This is a genomic window from Rhizobium sp. 9140 (genome assembly GCF_900067135.1).
GTDB lineage: Bacteria > Pseudomonadota > Alphaproteobacteria > Rhizobiales > Rhizobiaceae > Ferranicluibacter.
On record NZ_FJUR01000001.1, the window covers coordinates 490,184 to 505,544 of the forward strand.

General features: G+C 64.4%; 16 protein-coding genes. 7 read left to right on the forward strand and 9 right to left on the reverse strand.

Going from position 1 to position 15,361, the window contains the following annotated elements:
• Positions 1–307: 307 nt before the first annotated feature.
• Positions 308–2,209 carry a CASTOR/POLLUX-related putative ion channel gene (locus tag GA0004734_RS02260; protein ID WP_092930826.1) on the forward strand — a complete coding sequence of 634 codons (1,902 nt, stop codon included), beginning with the start codon at positions 308–310 and terminating at the stop codon, positions 2,207–2,209.
• Positions 2,210–2,229: 20 nt separating this feature from the next.
• Here the strand turns inward: GA0004734_RS02260 and GA0004734_RS02265 are convergent, their stop codons facing one another.
• Positions 2,230–2,997, reverse strand: coding sequence for an amino acid ABC transporter permease (locus GA0004734_RS02265; RefSeq protein ID WP_348626077.1), 768 nt, complete (start codon positions 2,995–2,997; stop codon positions 2,230–2,232).
• A 144-nt stretch (positions 2,998–3,141) separates the two neighbouring features.
• Entirely contained in the window at positions 3,142–3,939 is a 798-nt protein-coding gene (locus GA0004734_RS02270; RefSeq protein WP_092930830.1) for a transporter substrate-binding domain-containing protein, read from the reverse strand.
• A 306-nt stretch (positions 3,940–4,245) separates the two neighbouring features.
• Between GA0004734_RS02270 and GA0004734_RS02275 the strand changes: the two genes are divergently transcribed.
• Entirely contained in the window at positions 4,246–4,755 is a 510-nt protein-coding gene (locus GA0004734_RS02275) for a nuclear transport factor 2 family protein (protein WP_092930832.1), read from the forward strand.
• A gap of 81 nt (positions 4,756–4,836) precedes the next feature.
• On the opposite strand, the gene rplS is transcribed toward GA0004734_RS02275, so the two are convergent.
• Both rplS and GA0004734_RS02285 read right to left on the reverse strand, forming a co-directional pair.
• Positions 4,837–5,400, reverse strand: coding sequence for a 50S ribosomal protein L19 (gene rplS / locus GA0004734_RS02280; protein WP_092930834.1), 564 nt, complete (start codon positions 5,398–5,400; stop codon positions 4,837–4,839).
• A gap of 173 nt (positions 5,401–5,573) precedes the next feature.
• The gene (locus GA0004734_RS02285) at positions 5,574–6,104 is read right to left on the reverse strand and encodes a hypothetical protein (RefSeq protein ID WP_092930836.1); all 531 of its coding nucleotides are present in this window, start codon (positions 6,102–6,104) and stop codon (positions 5,574–5,576) included.
• Positions 6,105–6,193: 89 nt separating this feature from the next.
• Here GA0004734_RS02285 and GA0004734_RS02290 point away from each other — a divergent pair, with 89 nt between their 5' ends.
• Positions 6,194–6,940, forward strand: coding sequence for a sulfite exporter TauE/SafE family protein (locus GA0004734_RS02290; RefSeq protein WP_092930838.1), 747 nt, complete (start codon positions 6,194–6,196; stop codon positions 6,938–6,940).
• Between the two features lie 11 nt (positions 6,941–6,951).
• Here the strand turns inward: GA0004734_RS02290 and trmD are convergent, their stop codons facing one another.
• The 5 genes from trmD to ffh all read right to left on the reverse strand — a co-directional run bounded on the left by trmD (position 6,952) and on the right by ffh (position 10,622).
• The gene (gene trmD, locus GA0004734_RS02295) at positions 6,952–7,629 is read right to left on the reverse strand and encodes a tRNA (guanosine(37)-N1)-methyltransferase TrmD (protein WP_092930840.1); all 678 of its coding nucleotides are present in this window, start codon (positions 7,627–7,629) and stop codon (positions 6,952–6,954) included.
• Between the two features lie 8 nt (positions 7,630–7,637).
• Positions 7,638–8,204: a ribosome maturation factor RimM gene (gene rimM, locus GA0004734_RS02300; RefSeq protein WP_092930842.1), complete on the reverse strand. Its 567-nt coding sequence runs from the start codon at positions 8,202–8,204 to the stop codon at positions 7,638–7,640.
• Between the two features lie 107 nt (positions 8,205–8,311).
• On the reverse strand, positions 8,312–8,674 hold the full coding sequence (gene rpsP, locus GA0004734_RS02305) for a 30S ribosomal protein S16 (RefSeq protein WP_062596323.1): 363 nt from the start codon (positions 8,672–8,674) through the stop codon (positions 8,312–8,314).
• Between the two features lie 63 nt (positions 8,675–8,737).
• A complete protein-coding gene (locus GA0004734_RS02310) occupies positions 8,738–9,058 on the reverse strand; it encodes a chorismate mutase (RefSeq protein ID WP_245292320.1) in 321 nt (106 codons plus the stop codon).
• Positions 9,059–9,065: 7 nt separating this feature from the next.
• Positions 9,066–10,622, reverse strand: a complete 1,557-nt coding sequence (ffh, locus tag GA0004734_RS02315) for a signal recognition particle protein (protein ID WP_092930844.1) — start codon at positions 10,620–10,622, stop codon at positions 9,066–9,068.
• Between the two features lie 367 nt (positions 10,623–10,989).
• Between ffh and GA0004734_RS02320 the strand changes: the two genes are divergently transcribed.
• The 4 genes from GA0004734_RS02320 to mtaB all read left to right on the forward strand — a co-directional run bounded on the left by GA0004734_RS02320 (position 10,990) and on the right by mtaB (position 15,355).
• A complete protein-coding gene (locus GA0004734_RS02320; protein ID WP_092930846.1) occupies positions 10,990–12,078 on the forward strand; it encodes an MBL fold metallo-hydrolase in 1,089 nt (362 codons plus the stop codon).
• Positions 12,075–13,034 carry an agmatinase gene (gene speB, locus GA0004734_RS02325; RefSeq protein ID WP_092930848.1) on the forward strand — a complete coding sequence of 320 codons (960 nt, stop codon included), beginning with the start codon at positions 12,075–12,077 and terminating at the stop codon, positions 13,032–13,034. Before GA0004734_RS02320 ends, speB begins: the two co-directional genes overlap by 4 nt.
• 117 nt (positions 13,035–13,151) lie before the next feature.
• Positions 13,152–14,084 (forward strand): diaminopimelate epimerase, encoded by a 933-nt coding sequence (dapF, locus tag GA0004734_RS02330; protein WP_092930850.1) that lies wholly within the window; start codon positions 13,152–13,154, stop codon positions 14,082–14,084.
• Complete coding sequence (gene mtaB, locus GA0004734_RS02335; RefSeq protein WP_092930852.1) at positions 14,081–15,355, forward strand: tRNA (N(6)-L-threonylcarbamoyladenosine(37)-C(2))-methylthiotransferase MtaB; 1,275 nt, start codon at positions 14,081–14,083, stop codon at positions 15,353–15,355. The genes dapF and mtaB overlap by 4 nt, the downstream gene beginning before the upstream one ends.
• Positions 15,356–15,361: the final 6 nt, after the last annotated feature.

Sequence of the window (15,361 nt, forward strand, 5' to 3'; positions counted from 1 at the left end):
CGCCCCCGAAGGATCTATCGAAGTCGGCTGTTGAGCGCCCCGGAAACACGCGCGTAAAAGCGTGCCGGCAGGCGCTTGTGATCCTGCAGCACGACGACATTCTGCGCGCGACATCCGAACTTGGATTCCATGGCGTCTCGAATAGCAGTTTCCAAGAGCGACTGCAAGTTTCGCCCGGGCGCAACCGACGCTCCGCAGCGCGGCTATCTTTACGGTATTGAACGATTCGCTCATGCTTCGCTTGCCAACCGGTTGAAAGTTTGAGACGCCGGAGACGTCCGTCATCCGGCGGACCTGGGGGGACATCATGACACGACCGATCACGTGGCGGGACCGCGCGCGCTATCAATTCGACAAGAGCATGGCGGCCGGGCCGATCGCGCTGATCGGCTGGCTGGCGGTCATCTCGCTGATCGTCATCGTGCTTGCCGGGCTGTTGCTGGCCGTCAGCGGCATCGCGCAGGATGGCGGCGAGCCCGTCTCCTTCATCGAGGGCGCGTGGGAATCGCTGATGCGCACGATGGATGCTGGCGCCATGGGCGGCGATGTCGGCTGGAGCTTCCGCGGCATCTCGCTGGCGGTCACCGTTGCCGGCATCTTCGTCTTCTCCGCGCTGATCGGCGTCCTCTCCTCCGGTCTTGACGAGAAGCTGGACGAGCTTCGCAAGGGGCGTTCCCACGTGCTGGAGAAGGACCACACGATCATCTTCAACTGGTCGCCGTCGATCTTCGACGTGATCTCCGAACTCGTCATCGCCAACCGCAGCCGGCGGCGGCCGCGCATCGTCATCATGGCGGGCAAGGACAAGGTGGAGATGGAGGACGAGATTGCCGACAAGATCCCCGATCTCGGCAACACCCGCATCATCTGCCGCAGCGGCGATCCGACCGATCTGCACGACATCAACATCGTCAATCCCCAGGCCTCCCGCGCCATCGTGCTTCTGTCGCCGGAGGGCGACTATGCCGATTCGCAGGTCATCAAGACGATCCTCGCGCTCGTGAACGATCCCTCGCGCCGCCCGGAGCGCTACCGCATCGCCGCCGAGATCCGCGATGCGGCCAATGCCGAGGTTGCGCGCATCGTCGGCGGCAGCGAATTGCAGCTGGTTCTGGCCGACGAGCTCATTTCCCGCATCGTCGTCAGCTCCAGCCGCCAGTCGGGCCTCAGCGGCGTCTATACCGAGCTGCTCGACTTCGACGGTTCGGAAATCTACGCGCTCGAGCAGCCCGACCTCGTGGGCAAATCCTTCGGCGCCGCCGTCATGGCCTACGATACCTCCACACTGATCGGCATCGGCACCACGGACGGGAAGGTGCATCTGAACCCGGCGCGGGACCATGTGATCGCCGCGGGCGAACGGGCCATTCTGATTGCCGAGGACGACGACACGATCCGCCTGCGCACGGGCGACTTCACCGTCGATCGCGACGTCATCCGCCCGCGGCCTCCGGTCACGCGCCGGGCGGAAACCACGCTTCTGCTCGGCTGGAATCGCAGGGGACCCATCATCACCCAGGAGCTGTCGCGCTACGTCCCGCCCGGGTCCCGCCTCATGATTGCCGCCGACACGCCGGAACTTCTCGATGAGGTGGCGGCCATGCCGTATCTGAAGGAGAACCTGTCGGTCGAGTGCCGCGTGATCGATACCAGCAACCGCGCAGCCCTCGATGCGCTCGATGTGCCTTCCTTCGATCACGTGCTGGTTCTGGGCTACAGCGACCATCTGGCCGCGCAGCCGGCCGATACGGCGACGCTCGTGACGCTGCTGCAGCTGCGCAAGATCGCCGAGGCCGCAAACACGCATATCGGCATCGTCAGCGAGATGATCGACGTGCGCAACCGCGATCTTGCCGCTGTCACCCGCGCCGACGACTTCGTCGTCAGCAACAAGCTCGTCAGCCTCATGCTGGCGCAGGCCTCGGAAAACGAGCTGATGGCCGATATCTTCGACGAGCTTCTCGACGAGGACGGCTCGGAAATCTATATGCGCGCCGTCACCGACTACATCGCGATCGACCGCCCGGTGAACTTCTACACAATCACGCTGGCAGCCCTGATGCGCGGCGAAGTGGCGCTCGGCTACAGCAAGGCTGGTGCCGCCGTTCGAGACGCGAGGGGCCTTGGCGGTGTGGTGGTCAATCCCGCCAAGGGTGAGGCGGTGCAGTACGAGGCGGGGGACAAGCTGATCATTCTCGCGCGCGACTGACCGCGTGACGACGGGCGCTCTTACCCCCGATGCCCGCGCCGCAGCCGTCTCTCCAGCCCGCGCAGCGCCAGCGACAGGCCGATGGTGAGAAGAAGATAGATATAGGCGACGATCGAGTAGGTCTCGAAGAAGCGGAAGGAGCCGGCGGCATAGACCTTGCCCATCTGGGTGATGTCCTGCACGCCGAGCACGGAGACGAGCGACGAATCCTTGATCATCGCGATGAAATCATTGCCGAGCGGCGGCAGGATGGTGCGGATGGCCTGGGGGAAGACCACGAGCCGGAACCGCTGGAACCGGTTGAGGCCCAGCGCCTCCGCCGCCTCCACCTGGCCCCGATCCACCGACTGGATACCCGCGCGAAAAACTTCGGCGATGAAGGCGGAATAGCCGATGGTAAGCGCGATGATCGCCCGCCACATCAGGGACAGGTCGCGCACCAGCACCGGCTCCATCGCGCCGGCTGAAATCAGCGGCGTCAAGGCGAGATTGATCAGCCAGACGAGCCCCGGCGTACCGACGAAGGCGATGTAGAACAGCAGCACGAGAACCGGAATGCCCCGCACCACCTCCGTGTAGAACCGGGCGACCTGACGCAGGACCGAGCGACGTGACAGCGCCATCAGCGCCACGCCGAGCCCGAGAAGCGTGGCAAGGGCAAAGCCGACGATCGTGACGAAGATCGTCACGCCGATGCCGGCGGCGACCACGGTGAAAACGCGGGAATAGAGATCGTTGACGGCGATGAGAATGGCGAGGCCGACGGCGATCGCGGCCAGCGCGATCAACCACCAGGGCAACTCCCGCGAGACGGTACCCCTGCCAGCCCGCGGGCGGTCATTGGGAAGGGATGCTTCGCTTGGAGAGGATTGCGACGACGGATCTAATGGGCGAAGCGGCATGGCGGGCTGCGTGTCCGATCAGCCGCTGCCTTACTCGCCCATCTTGAAATCGACGAACCACTTGCGGTTCAGCTTGTCCAGCGTGCCATCCGCCTTCAGCGCCGCGATGGCCGCGTTCACCGGCGCGACCAGCTTGGAGCCCTTGGGGAAGATGAAACCGAAGTCCTCGGTGCCGAGCGGCCCGCCGATCAGCTTCAGCCCGCCGTCCGACGTATCCACATAACCCTTGCCGGCCGTACCGTCCGTCAGCACCACATCGACATCACCGGCCTTCAGGGCCTGTACCGTCGCGCCGAAGGTTTCGAACAGCTTGACGCGCGGGTTCTGCTCGTTGCCGTCGAGCACTTCGTAGATGGCGGTGTAGAACGGCGTCGTTCCCGGCTGGGCGCCGACGAGACCTTCGGAAAGCGCGGCAAAGGACTTTCCGTCCGTAAACCGGGCCTCATCGCCGCGCACCAGCATGAATTGCTCGGAGCGCATATAGGGATCTGAGAAGTCCACCTTTTCCTTGCGCTCTTCCTTGATGGTGATGCCGGTCATGCCCATGTCGTACTGCCCGTCGGAAACGGACTGGATCATCGCATCCCAGCTGGTATTGCGATACGTCACCTTGGCGTTCAAGCGCTTGGCGACCTCGCCTACCGCATCATACTCCCAGCCGGCGGCCTCACCGGTTTTCGGGTCGATGAACTGCAGCGGCGGATAAGCATTTTCCGTTACCACGACGATCTCGCGCCCGCCGAGATCGGGAAGATCGGCGGCGGCAGCATTGATCGGCAGAAGGGCAAGGACGGTCAGACCGGCGAGAACATGGCGGCGGGAAAACATGAGGCATCTCCTGGCGTGTGACGCGCGAGACTGTCACGAAACTTGCCCGAACGGCAAGAGCCGAGCGGGCGGTAAGGGCATTTCCACGGCAGCGCCAGTGTGCAAACAGAGGAGGAAATTGATCGCCGTTCCCACGTCTCCCGCAAAACAATTGCCGTCCAGGCGGCGTCCGGCCTGTCATGGTTCTGTTTTCAGCCCTATCGGCGTAAAACCTGCCTCCTTCCCCCTCCCTCGGCTTGTCCCTACAATTTTTCGGCAAGGACCACGATCCTCACGCGACGAACGGCCTTTTGGAAGGAATGCTTCATGAAACACACACTCGCACCCGCTCTGCTCGCCCTCTCTCTCTCGCTCGGATCGCTTCTGACGGCAGTCCCATCGCAGGCGCAGGAAGCCGTGGTGGCCGCGCCCGATGGGGAGGCGCTGTTCACCAGTCCAGATCCGCAACTCAACGCCAACAAGCAGGTTGCCCTCGGCATCGTCAGGGACCTGCTGGAAGCCAACCACTGGGACAAGGCCGACCGGTATCTGACGGAGCGCTATCTCCAGCACAATCCGAACGCGGCATCGGGCCGCGCCGGCGTGGTCGCTTATTTCACGCAGTTTCTCAAACGTGAACCTACACCGATCCCCGAGAAGATGAAAACACCGATCGCCTTCGTCACGGCGGAAGGCGATCTCGTCACCGTCGGCTATGTCAGGGAAATCAAGGACGAGAAAGATCCGTCGAAGAGCTACACCACCACATGGTTCGACACATGGCGCATCAAGGACGGCAAGGCCGACGAACACTGGGACCCGGCAACGAAAGACTGAGCCGGTTTATCCCGCTTGCCGGACATGAAAAAGCCGCCGGTTCGCACCGGCGGCTTTTTCGAATGGGACGATCCGAAGATCTTATTCTGCAGACTTTGCGTCTTCGGCAGCCTTTGCAGCGGCGGCCTCTTCAGCGGCCTTGGCGGCGGCGGCCTCAGCGGCTGCGGCTTCTGCTGCTGCCTTTTCGGCGGCGAGCGCCTGGGCAGCTGCAACCTTTTCAGCTTCCAGACGGGCCTTTTCCTCGGCAGCCGACTGGCGAGCCGTGTCGTTCAGCTTGCGGGCGCGCGTGCCGGTGTTCTCGACGATACGAGCCGACTTGCCGCGACGATCGCGCAGGTAATAGAGCTTGGCGCGACGGACCTTACCGCGGCGAACGATCTCGACGCTTTCGACCATCGGCGAATAGACCGGGAATACGCGCTCGACGCCTTCGCCGTAGGAGATCTTGCGAACGGTGAAGCTCTCGTTGATGCCGCCACCCGAACGGGCGATGCAGACGCCTTCATAGGCCTGCACGCGGGTACGGGTCCCTTCCGTCACGCGTACGTTGACGCGGAGCGTGTCGCCTGCGGAGAATTCCGGGAGGGTACGCTTGGCTTCGATCTTGGCGGCCTGTTCGGCTTCCAGCTGCTGGATGATGTTCATCGGTTTAACCTTGCTTTCTTCTCAAACAGTCAGAGCGCCAGGTGTGTCCTTCGGGCAATGCCTCTGGACAGGTCTCTTCCGGTTGAAGAGCGTCGGCGGATACACCATTCATTGTTGACGGTCGCGGGCGGAACCCGAGCCGGTGCGGCCTATACACCGGGATCACCGATTTGTCACCCCTTAACCGGCGGGATTCTGGCTGAAGCAGCGGGGCTTTCGAAGCGAAGAAGGCTTGTGTCGCCGTCATCGATCACCGCGACGCCATCGAAGGCTGCGGTAACGCTGCGCCAGAACAATCCTGCCACTACGTTCTCCCTGGCGACGCCAAGCTCCCAGACACCCGGATGCCGCGCAAACAGTCGGTTGGCCGCATATTGTCCAAGGCCCGTTCTGTGGAATTCCGACACCACGCAGAATTCCGCCATCGCATGATCGACCGGCACTCCTGAGCACGAATGGCGGTTGACCAGGGCAAAACCCGCGGGATTCCACGCATCCTCCTGCACAACCTCGATCAGATAGGCCCAACGATCAATGTCTTCGAAATAAAGATCGAAATAGGGGTAGGCGGGATCGACGGAGCAGAAGGCGGAAAGCCCATGGAGATACGCATCGAGAAGATCTCGCAGCACGCCCTTATCGCGTACAGTGGCCTGTCGAATGCGCCAAATGTCGTTTTTCGAAGAAATGTCGGACAAAGTCATACAGAGACGCTCCTTGCGCGGACAAGCGTCCTTGCGTTTATGCGCGAGGGCTATACCACGAAAAACAGCCCTTTTTCGATGAGTCGCCGATGTCCGTCACAACCGCCGTTCTTCTTTTTCTCGCCGGCTTCCTGTCGAGTGCCGTCAATGCGGTGGCGGGCGGTGGCACGTTCCTCACCTTCGGCGCGATGACGCTGGCCGGCCTGCCGCCGATCGTCGCCAATGCGACCTCTTCCATCGTGCAGTTCCCCGGTTACATCACCTCGGCGCTGGCCTATCGGCGCGAGTTGATGGCCGACCGGCGGATGGCGGTCATGCTGGGGCTTCTCTCGGCCGTCGGCGGCCTCATCGGCGCCGGCATCCTCCTGATGCTGTCCAATCCGTCGTTCCGGGCGCTCGTTCCGTGGCTCCTGCTGGGTGCGACGGCGATCTTTGCGGCCGGTCCGTTGTTGCGCCCGACGTCGCGAGAGGTTGGCGCGCCGCTCGGTGTCCTCGGCCTTCTCGGGCAGTTCGCGACGTCGATCTATGGCGGATTCTTCGGGGCGGGCATGGGCATCATGATGCTGGCCGTGCTGGGGCTGACGGCCGGCGGCGGATATCACCGGATCAATGCGCTGAAGAACCTGCTCGCCGTGGTCATCGCCGCCATCGCCGTGGTCGTCTTCACCTTTGGCGGGGTCGTCTCCTGGCTGGAAGCAGCCGTGATGATCCCGGGCGGGGCGCTCGGCGGCTATAGCGGCGTCTGGCTGGCGCGCCGCATCCCGCAAGCGATCATCCGCGCCTTCGTCGTTGCGGTCGGCCTGCTGCTCGCCTTCTATTATTTCGTGACCGGCTGAGACAAATGGGGCTAAGACAGCAGATCGGGCCGGCGCTCCCGCGTCAGCCGCTCGGCCTCCGCCCGTCGCCAGCGCTCGATAGCGCCGTGATTGCCGGAGGTCAGTACGGCGGGGATCTCCCGCTCTTCGAAGACCTGCGGCCGCGTATAATGCGGATGCTCCAGCAGCCCGCCCTCGAAGCTTTCATGCACGCCTGAAAGCGCGTTGCCCATGACGCCGGGCAGGATACGCACGACGGCATCGAGCAGCGTCAGCGCCGCAGGTTCGCCGCCCGAGAGGATGTAATCGCCGATCGAGACCTCTTCGAGCGCGCGCGCATCGATAATCCGCTGATCGACGCCCTCGAACCGGCCGCAGACGATGACGGCTCCCGGCCCGGCAGCGATCTCGCGCACCCGCGCCTGGCTCAGCGGGCGCCCGCGCGGGCTCATCAGCAGTCTTGGCCGCGCATCATCGCTCGACACGTGGTCGATGGCGCGCCCGAGAATATCCGCCCGCAGCACCATGCCCGCGCCGCCGCCGGCCGGCGTATCATCCACGGTCCGGTGCCTGTCCTCGGCAAAGTCGCGAATCTGCACGGCATCGAGCGACCATTGTCCACGCTCCAGCGCCCTGCCTGCCAGCGAATGGCCGAGATGTCCGGGAAACATCTCCGGATAGAGCGTCAGGACGGTGGCGCGGAACGCCATGGTGGCGCTCATTCGTCGGACGCGTCGGGATCGAACGGCCCGGCCGGATCGTCCTTGTCATCGACCAGACCGGCGGCCACGGGATCGACCAGCAGCGTGCCGCCCTCAAGGTCGATCTCGAGCACGGAGAATTCGGAAAACGGAATGAGAACCGGACGTCGGCCAGGGCCTTTGAGCTCCAGAAGGTCGCCGGCTCCGAAATCGAACACGCCGGTCACCACGCCATAGCTCTTGCCCTCGGCGTCCTTCGCCTCCAGCCCTTCGAGATCGGCATAGAAGAACTCGTCCTCGTCGAGATCGTCGTCCGGCAGGTTTTCCCGCTCGATGAACAGGTCGAGCCCGTTCAGCGCCTCGGCGGCCGTCCGGTCGTTGATGCCGCGAAAGCGGACGACCACGACGTTCTTGCTCTCGCGCACCTCCAGCACCTCGAAGACGCGGCCGTCCTCGCTGTGGAGATGACCATAGTCGCCCAGCGCCGTCGGCTCTTCGGCAAAGCTCTTCACGCGGACTTCGCCGCGCAACCCTTGCGCGCCCCCGATCGTGCCCATCAGGACGGGATTCTTCAGCTTGCTCATCGATGAACCGTTCTTGAGATCATTCGTCGGAAAGATTTCGCGACCCCATAAACGAAAACGGGCGGCATGAAAATGCCGCCCGTCCCCGAAGATGCGTAAAGGGTCGATTACTCGGCAGCGGCAGCAGCGGCGTCTTCGGCCTTCTGCTTGGCTTCGGCGGCGCGCTCGGTCGCCTTCTTGCCGGGCTTACCCTTGGTCGGGTTGCTACGGGCTTCGCGCGTCACGATGCCGGCTTCGCTGAGGAAGCGCAGAACGCGGTCGGTCGGCAGGGCGCCGTGGTCGAGCCAATGCTGGATGCGCTCGTTGTTCAGTTCAACGCGCTTGGCATCGTCCTTGGCAAGCATCGGGTTCCACGAGCCGACCTTTTCGAGAAAGCGGCCGTCGCGGGGCGAACGGGCGTCGGCGATGACGACCTGGTAGAACGGACGCTTCTTGGAACCGCCGCGGGCGAGACGAATTTTCAGTGCCATGTCAATAACTCCTTGAATGTTGGCGTGCCGCGGATGCGGCCTGATGTCGGTATGCGAAAGCCGTCAATCCTTCAGATCGGCGGCGATGTCTTCGTGATGCCGGATGACTTCCTTGATGATGAAGTTCAGGAACTTCTCGGCGAAATCCGGATCCAGATGAGCGTCCTGTGCTAAGCGGCGCAGGCGTTCGATCTGGTATTCCTCGCGCGCCGGGTCGGCCGGCGGCAAATCGTGACGGGCTTTCAGAACGCCCACGGCCTTCGTGCAGCGGAAGCGCTCGGCAAGCATGTGCACCAGCGCCGCATCGATATTGTCGATCGACTGGCGGTAGCCGGAAAGCTCATCGCGGATGGCAGGGTCGATGCTCATAGGGTCGATGCTCATACGGGCCTCACTTCTTCTTCGGCAGGCCGGGAAGGCCCGGGAAGCCGCCGCCAAGGCCGGGCAGCTTGCCGCCGCCGAGACCCGGAAGGCCTCCCATACCGCCCGGCATTCCCTTGCCGAGGCCGGCCGCTTCCGCCTGCTTCTGCAGCGCTTCCAGCTGCTTGGGGTCGAGGCTCGACAGGTCGCCCATGCCGCCACCCATGCCACCGAGACCCATCTTGCCGGCCAGGCCGCCCATCATCTGCTTCATCATGCCGCCGCCCTTCTTGCCGCCCATGGCCTTCATCATGTCGGCCATCTGGCGGTGCATCTTGAGCAGCTTGTTGATGTCGGCGGCATCCGTGCCGGAGCCGGCCGCGATGCGCTTCTTGCGGGAATGCTTGAGGAGATCGGGATTGGCGCGCTCGGCCTTGGTCATGGACGAAATGATCGCCATCTGGCGCTTGAACATGCGGTCGTCGAGACCGGCTGCGGCCATCTTGTCCTTCATGCCGGACATGCCGGGCATCATGCCCATGATACCGCCCATGCCGCCCATCTTCTGCATCTGGGAGAGCTGGTCGGAGAGATCGTTGAGGTCGAACTTGCCCGACTTCATCTTGGCGGCCATGGCCGCCGCCTTCTCGGCATCGATATTCTCGGCGGCCTTCTCGACCAGCGACACGATGTCGCCCATGCCGAGGATGCGGTCGGCGACCCGGCGCGGATGGAACTCGTCCAGCTCCGACATCTTCTCGCCGACGCCGATCAGCTTGATCGGCTTGCCGGTGACGGCGCGCATGGAAAGCGCCGCACCGCCACGGCCATCGCCATCCATGCGGGTCAGCACGAGGCCGGTGATGCCGACGCGCTCATCGAAGTTGCGGGCGAGGTTCACGGCATCCTGACCGGTCAGCGCATCGGCGACCAGCAGGATTTCATGCGGGTTCGAGCGCCGCTTGATCTCGGCCATCTCGATCATCAGCGGCTCGTCGATATGCGTGCGGCCGGCGGTGTCGAGGATGACGACGTCATGGCCGCCAAGCTTTGCCGCCTGCACGGCACGCGCGGCGATATCGGTCGGCGACTGCCCGGCGATCACAGGCAGCGTGTCGATGCCCGCCTGCACGCCGAGCTGGCGCAGCTGTTCCTGGGCTGCCGGCCGACGCGTGTCGAGCGAGGCCATCAGGACCTTCTTCTTGTCGCGCGTGTTCAGCCGGTGGGCGATCTTGCCCGAGGTCGTGGTCTTGCCCGAGCCCTGCAGACCGACCATCATGATGACGACGGGGGCGGGCGCATTGAGATCAATGGAAACGCCGGTGGCGCCCAGCATCTCGACCAGCTCGTCATGGACGATCTTGACGACCATCTGCCCGGGCTTGATCGATTTCAGAACGTTCGCGCCGACGGCTTTTTCGCGCACGCGATCGGTGAAGGACCGCACGACTTCCAGCGCCACGTCGGCTTCCAGCAGCGCACGGCGAACCTCGCGCAGGGCAGCCGAAACATCGGCTTCCGACAGCGCACCGCGTCCCGTCAATCCATTGAGGATCGAACCAAGGCGGTCCTGGAGGCTTTCAAACATCGGCTCTTCCTTCTCGTTTACGGCGATGCCGCAAACGTGGGTTCCGGGTCGTTTTCAAACAAGACGCAAAGCCGAACGGCACCCGAGGGCGCATCGCGCTGTCGGGTGTTGACCTCCGGGAACGTTTATACCTTGAAAGGGTCCCGGTCGGCGGCTCGGAGTCGTGTCTCGTCGCAGATGGAGCGCGGTAAACAGCAAACGGCCCGGAAAGTCAAGGCTTGCTACCTTCATGCTTCTCCGGGGCCATCGATCCAATACTGGAAGGTGCCGCTTTCCGATGGCGCCGGAAAGAAAAAGCCGCCATCATCACCTATCACGTCGGGCACCGACTGCTGCCAAAGACGACCGCTCGTTCACGGGGACATCGATGAAACGCCGCACGTTCTTCAAATGGTCGCTCGCTGGCGCTGTCGCCGTCATGTCCGGCGGCTTCACCGCAAGGAGCAGCATGGCCGCGAACCGCTACTATAAAGGCCCCGTCAGCGACCATTTCGACGGCACCCGCTTCTTCAATCCCGGCGGCGTCGAGCCCAACGGCTTCGGCGATCTCCTGCGGTGGAGATTTAACGGCCAGCGGGCAACCTGGCCCGAGACGCCCGATCCCCGCGCGACCGTGATCAAACCGGATGTATCAGTGACCGGGCAAAACATGCGCGTCACCATGGTCGGCCATGCCTCCATGCTGATCCAGGTGGCGGGCCTGAACATCCTCACCGATCCCGTCTGGTCGGAACGCGCGAGCCCCGTCTCCTTTGCCGGCCCGCGCCGCGTCTCGCCGCCCGGCATCCGCCTTGAGGATCTGCCGCGCATCGATGTCGTGCTGATCAGCCACAATCATTACGACCATCTCGATCAATCAACGATCGCGCGCCTCGATGCAGCCCATAAGCCGACCTTTGTCACGCCGCTCGGCAACGACATCTTCATCCGCAAGGCCGCACCGGATGCGCGGATCGCGCTCATGGACTGGGGCGATGCTTTGGACGTCAGGGATGGCATCTCGATCCACTGCGAGCCGGCGCATCACTGGTCGGCGCGCGGCCTCGGCGACCGGCGAAAGGCGCTGTGGGCGGCCTTCGTCATCTCGACGCCGGCCGGCCGGATCTACCATATCGGCGACACCGGCTTTCACGACGGCATCAACTACCGCGCGGCGGAGAAGACATATGGCAGCTTCCGCCTCGCCATCCTGCCGATCGGCGCTTACGAGCCGCGTTGGTTCATGAAAGGGCAGCATCAGAACCCGGACGAAGCGATCCAGGGCATGCGTCTTGCCAACGCCGCCTATGTCGTCGGCCATCACTTCGCGACAATCCAGCTGACCGACGAGGCCATGGACGCGCCGGAAAGGGCGCTGGAGGCAGCGCTGGCAAAACATAACGTCGATCCCGCCCGCGTTCGCCCGCTCCATGCCGGCGAAGTCTTCGACGTGCCTCCGGAAAGGACCCCCGAATGACCGCCCGCACCTTTCACCAGCCGGTGGATGCCGCCGAAACGCCGCGCTTTGCCGGCCACTCCACCTTCATGCGGTTGCCCGCCGTCCAAGACGCCGGCGGCCTCGATATCGCGCTCGTCGGCATTCCGTGGGATGGCGGCACGACGAACCGGGCCGGCGCGCGCCACGGGCCGCGAGAGGTGCGCAACCAGTCGAGCCTGATGCGGCGCGTCCATCACGTCACCCTCACCGAGCCGTTCAGCATTGCCAATGTCGCCGATGTCGGCGATCTCGCCGTCAATCCGATTGATCTTCTCGATGGCCTGAAACGGATCGAAACCGGCATGCGCGCCATCGTCGAGACCGGAGCGATCCCGCTATCCGTCGGTGGCGATCACCTGACGACGCTGCCGGTCATGCGCGCGGTGGCCGCTGGCGGTGCGGTCGGCATGATCCATTTCGACGCGCATTCGGACACCAACGACACTTATTTCGGCGGCAATCGCTATACGCACGGTACGCCGTTCCGCCGCGCCATCGAGGAGGGGCTGCTCGATCCGAAACGCACGGTGCAGATCGGCATTCGCGGCTCGATCTACGCAACCGACGAGCACGACTGGGCGCGCGCCCAAGGCATCCGCGTCATCTATATGGAGGAATGCATCCGGCGCGGCATCGCCGACGTGATGGCGGAAGCGCGCGCAATTGCAGGGAGCGGGCCGACCTATGTCAGCTTCGACATCGACTGCATCGACCCCTCCATGGCGCCCGGCACGGGGACGCCCGAGATCGGCGGCTTTACCACCCGCGAGGCGCAGGCGCTGGTGCGGGACCTTAAGGGCGTGCGGATCGTGGCGGCCGATGTCGTGGAGGTCGCGCCGCCCTTCGACATCGCGGGCATGACGGCGCTGGCTGGCGCGACCATTCTCTTCGAACTGCTCTGCGTGATCGCGGAGGGTGTCGCCGCGCGCCGTTGACGGCGCGCCTCCGCTCATCCCGCCCTTTGACCGCCACGTCTCGCCCTCTGGTAATCCCGGGCATTTTCCGCCATATACGCCCTTTCTCACGGCCTTTGCGCAAACGTATGGACAGGCATGGACACCACGGTCGACTTCGCAAGGATGAACGGGCTCGGCAACGCCATTCTGGTGGTGGACATGCGCGGCAGGAGCGATGCCGTGACCCCGGCGGCGGCCATCGCGCTCAATGCCGACCCGCAGACCCGCTTCGACCAGATCATGGCGATCCACGACCCGAAGGCATCGGGTACCGATTCCTGGATCGACATTCTGAACTCCGACGGCACCAGGGCGCAGGCCTGCGGCAATGGCATGCGCTGCGTAGTGCAGGCGCTGGCGGCGGAAACCGGCCGCAAGACCTTCACCTTTCATACGGTTGCGGGCGTCCTCAACGCCGAGGAACATGCCGACGGCACGATTTCGGTCGACATGGGCAGACCGGTGTTCGAGTGGAACCGCATTCCCCTTGCCGAAGACTTCCACGACACGAGCCGCATCGAGCTGCAGATCGGCCCGATCAACGATCCCGTGCTGCATTCGCCCTCCGTCATGTCGATAGGCAATCCCCATGCGATCTTCTGGGTCGAGCGCGATGTCATGTCCTACGACCTCGCACGCTTCGGCCCGCTGCTCGAAAACCACCCGATGTTTCCCGAGCGCGCCAACATCACGCTTGCGCAGGTGACATCGCGGAGCGGCATGACCACCCGCACCTGGGAACGCGGCGCCGGATTGACGCTGGCCTGCGGCTCTGCCGCCTGCGCGGCGGCCGTCAGCGGTGCGCGCACCGGGCGCACGGGGCGCAAGGTGACGGTGACCGTTGCCAGTGCCGTGCCTTCCGGCACGCTCATCATCGACTGGCGCGAGCGCGACGATCATGTCGTCATGACCGGGCCTGCGTCCTGGGAGTGGTCCGGCCGCGTCGATCCCGCGACCGGCACGTTCTCGCGCGAACCCGATGCCGGAGCGACAGGGACAGCGACAGCGACAGGGGCAAAGGCAGAGTGAGCGGCGTCGAGATCATCACCTTCGGCTGCCGCCTGAACACCTACGAATCCGAAGTCATGCGCGGCGCGGCCGAAAAAGCGGGGCTGAACAATGCCGTGCTGGTGAACACCTGCGCCGTGACCGGCGAGGCCGTGCGCCAGGCCCGCAAGGCGATCCGCCGCGCAAGACGCGAGCACCCGGACGCCCGCATCATCGTCACTGGCTGTGCCGCCCAGACCGAAGCCGGCAGTTTTGCCGCCATGCCGGAAGTGGACGCCGTTCTCGGCAATGCGGAAAAGCTGGACAGCGGCGCCTATCGCGCCCTGCCCGATTTCGGCGTTGCCGGCGAGGAGAAGCTTCGCGTCAACGACATCATGAGCGTGCGGGAAACCGCGCCGCAGATGGTGCGGATGATCGAGGGTCATGTGCGCGCCTTCGTGCAGGTGCAGAACGGCTGCGACCATCGCTGCACTTTCTGCATCATTCCCTATGGCCGTGGAAATTCCCGCTCGGTGCCGATGGGCGCCGTCGTCGATCAGGCGCGCATGCTGGTGGAGAACGGTTATCGCGAGATCGTGCTGACCGGCGTCGATGCCACCAGCTATGGCGGCGACCTGCCCGGCGCGCCGACGCTCGGCCTTCTAGCCAAGACCCTTCTGAAGCAGGTGCCGGAGCTTGCGCGCCTGCGCCTCTCGTCTATCGACAGCATCGAGGCCGACCGGCACCTGATCGACCTGATCGCCGACGAGCCGCGCTTCATGCCGCACCTGCATCTCTCGCTCCAGCACGGCGACGACATGATCCTCAAGCGGATGAAACGGCGGCATTCGCGAGCCGACGCTCTTGCCTTCATGAAAGAAGCACGTCGCCTGCGCCCCGGCATCGCCTTCGGCGCCGACATGATTGCCGGCTTTCCCACCGAGACGGAAGAGATGTTCCAGCAAGCCGGAACACTGGCGCGGGAGGCTGATATCGCAAGCCTCCACGTCTTCCCCTACAGCCCGCGCGAAGGCACGCCCGCCGCCCGCATGCCGCAGCACGATCCCTCGCTGATCCGGGAGCGCGCCGCGCGCCTGCGCGCCATCGGCGAGGATCTGGCCCGCGACCACCTGACCTCCATGGTCGGCACCGCGCAGACCGTGCTGGTCGAAAGCAACGGCACCGGCCACACGGAAAACTTCACCCGCGTCGCGACACCGGGGCTCGAGCCCCGCTCGCTGGTCGCGACGACGATCACGGGCCACGATGGCAGGAACCTCTCCATCGACACCGCCGAAAGACAGGCCGCGTGATATCAG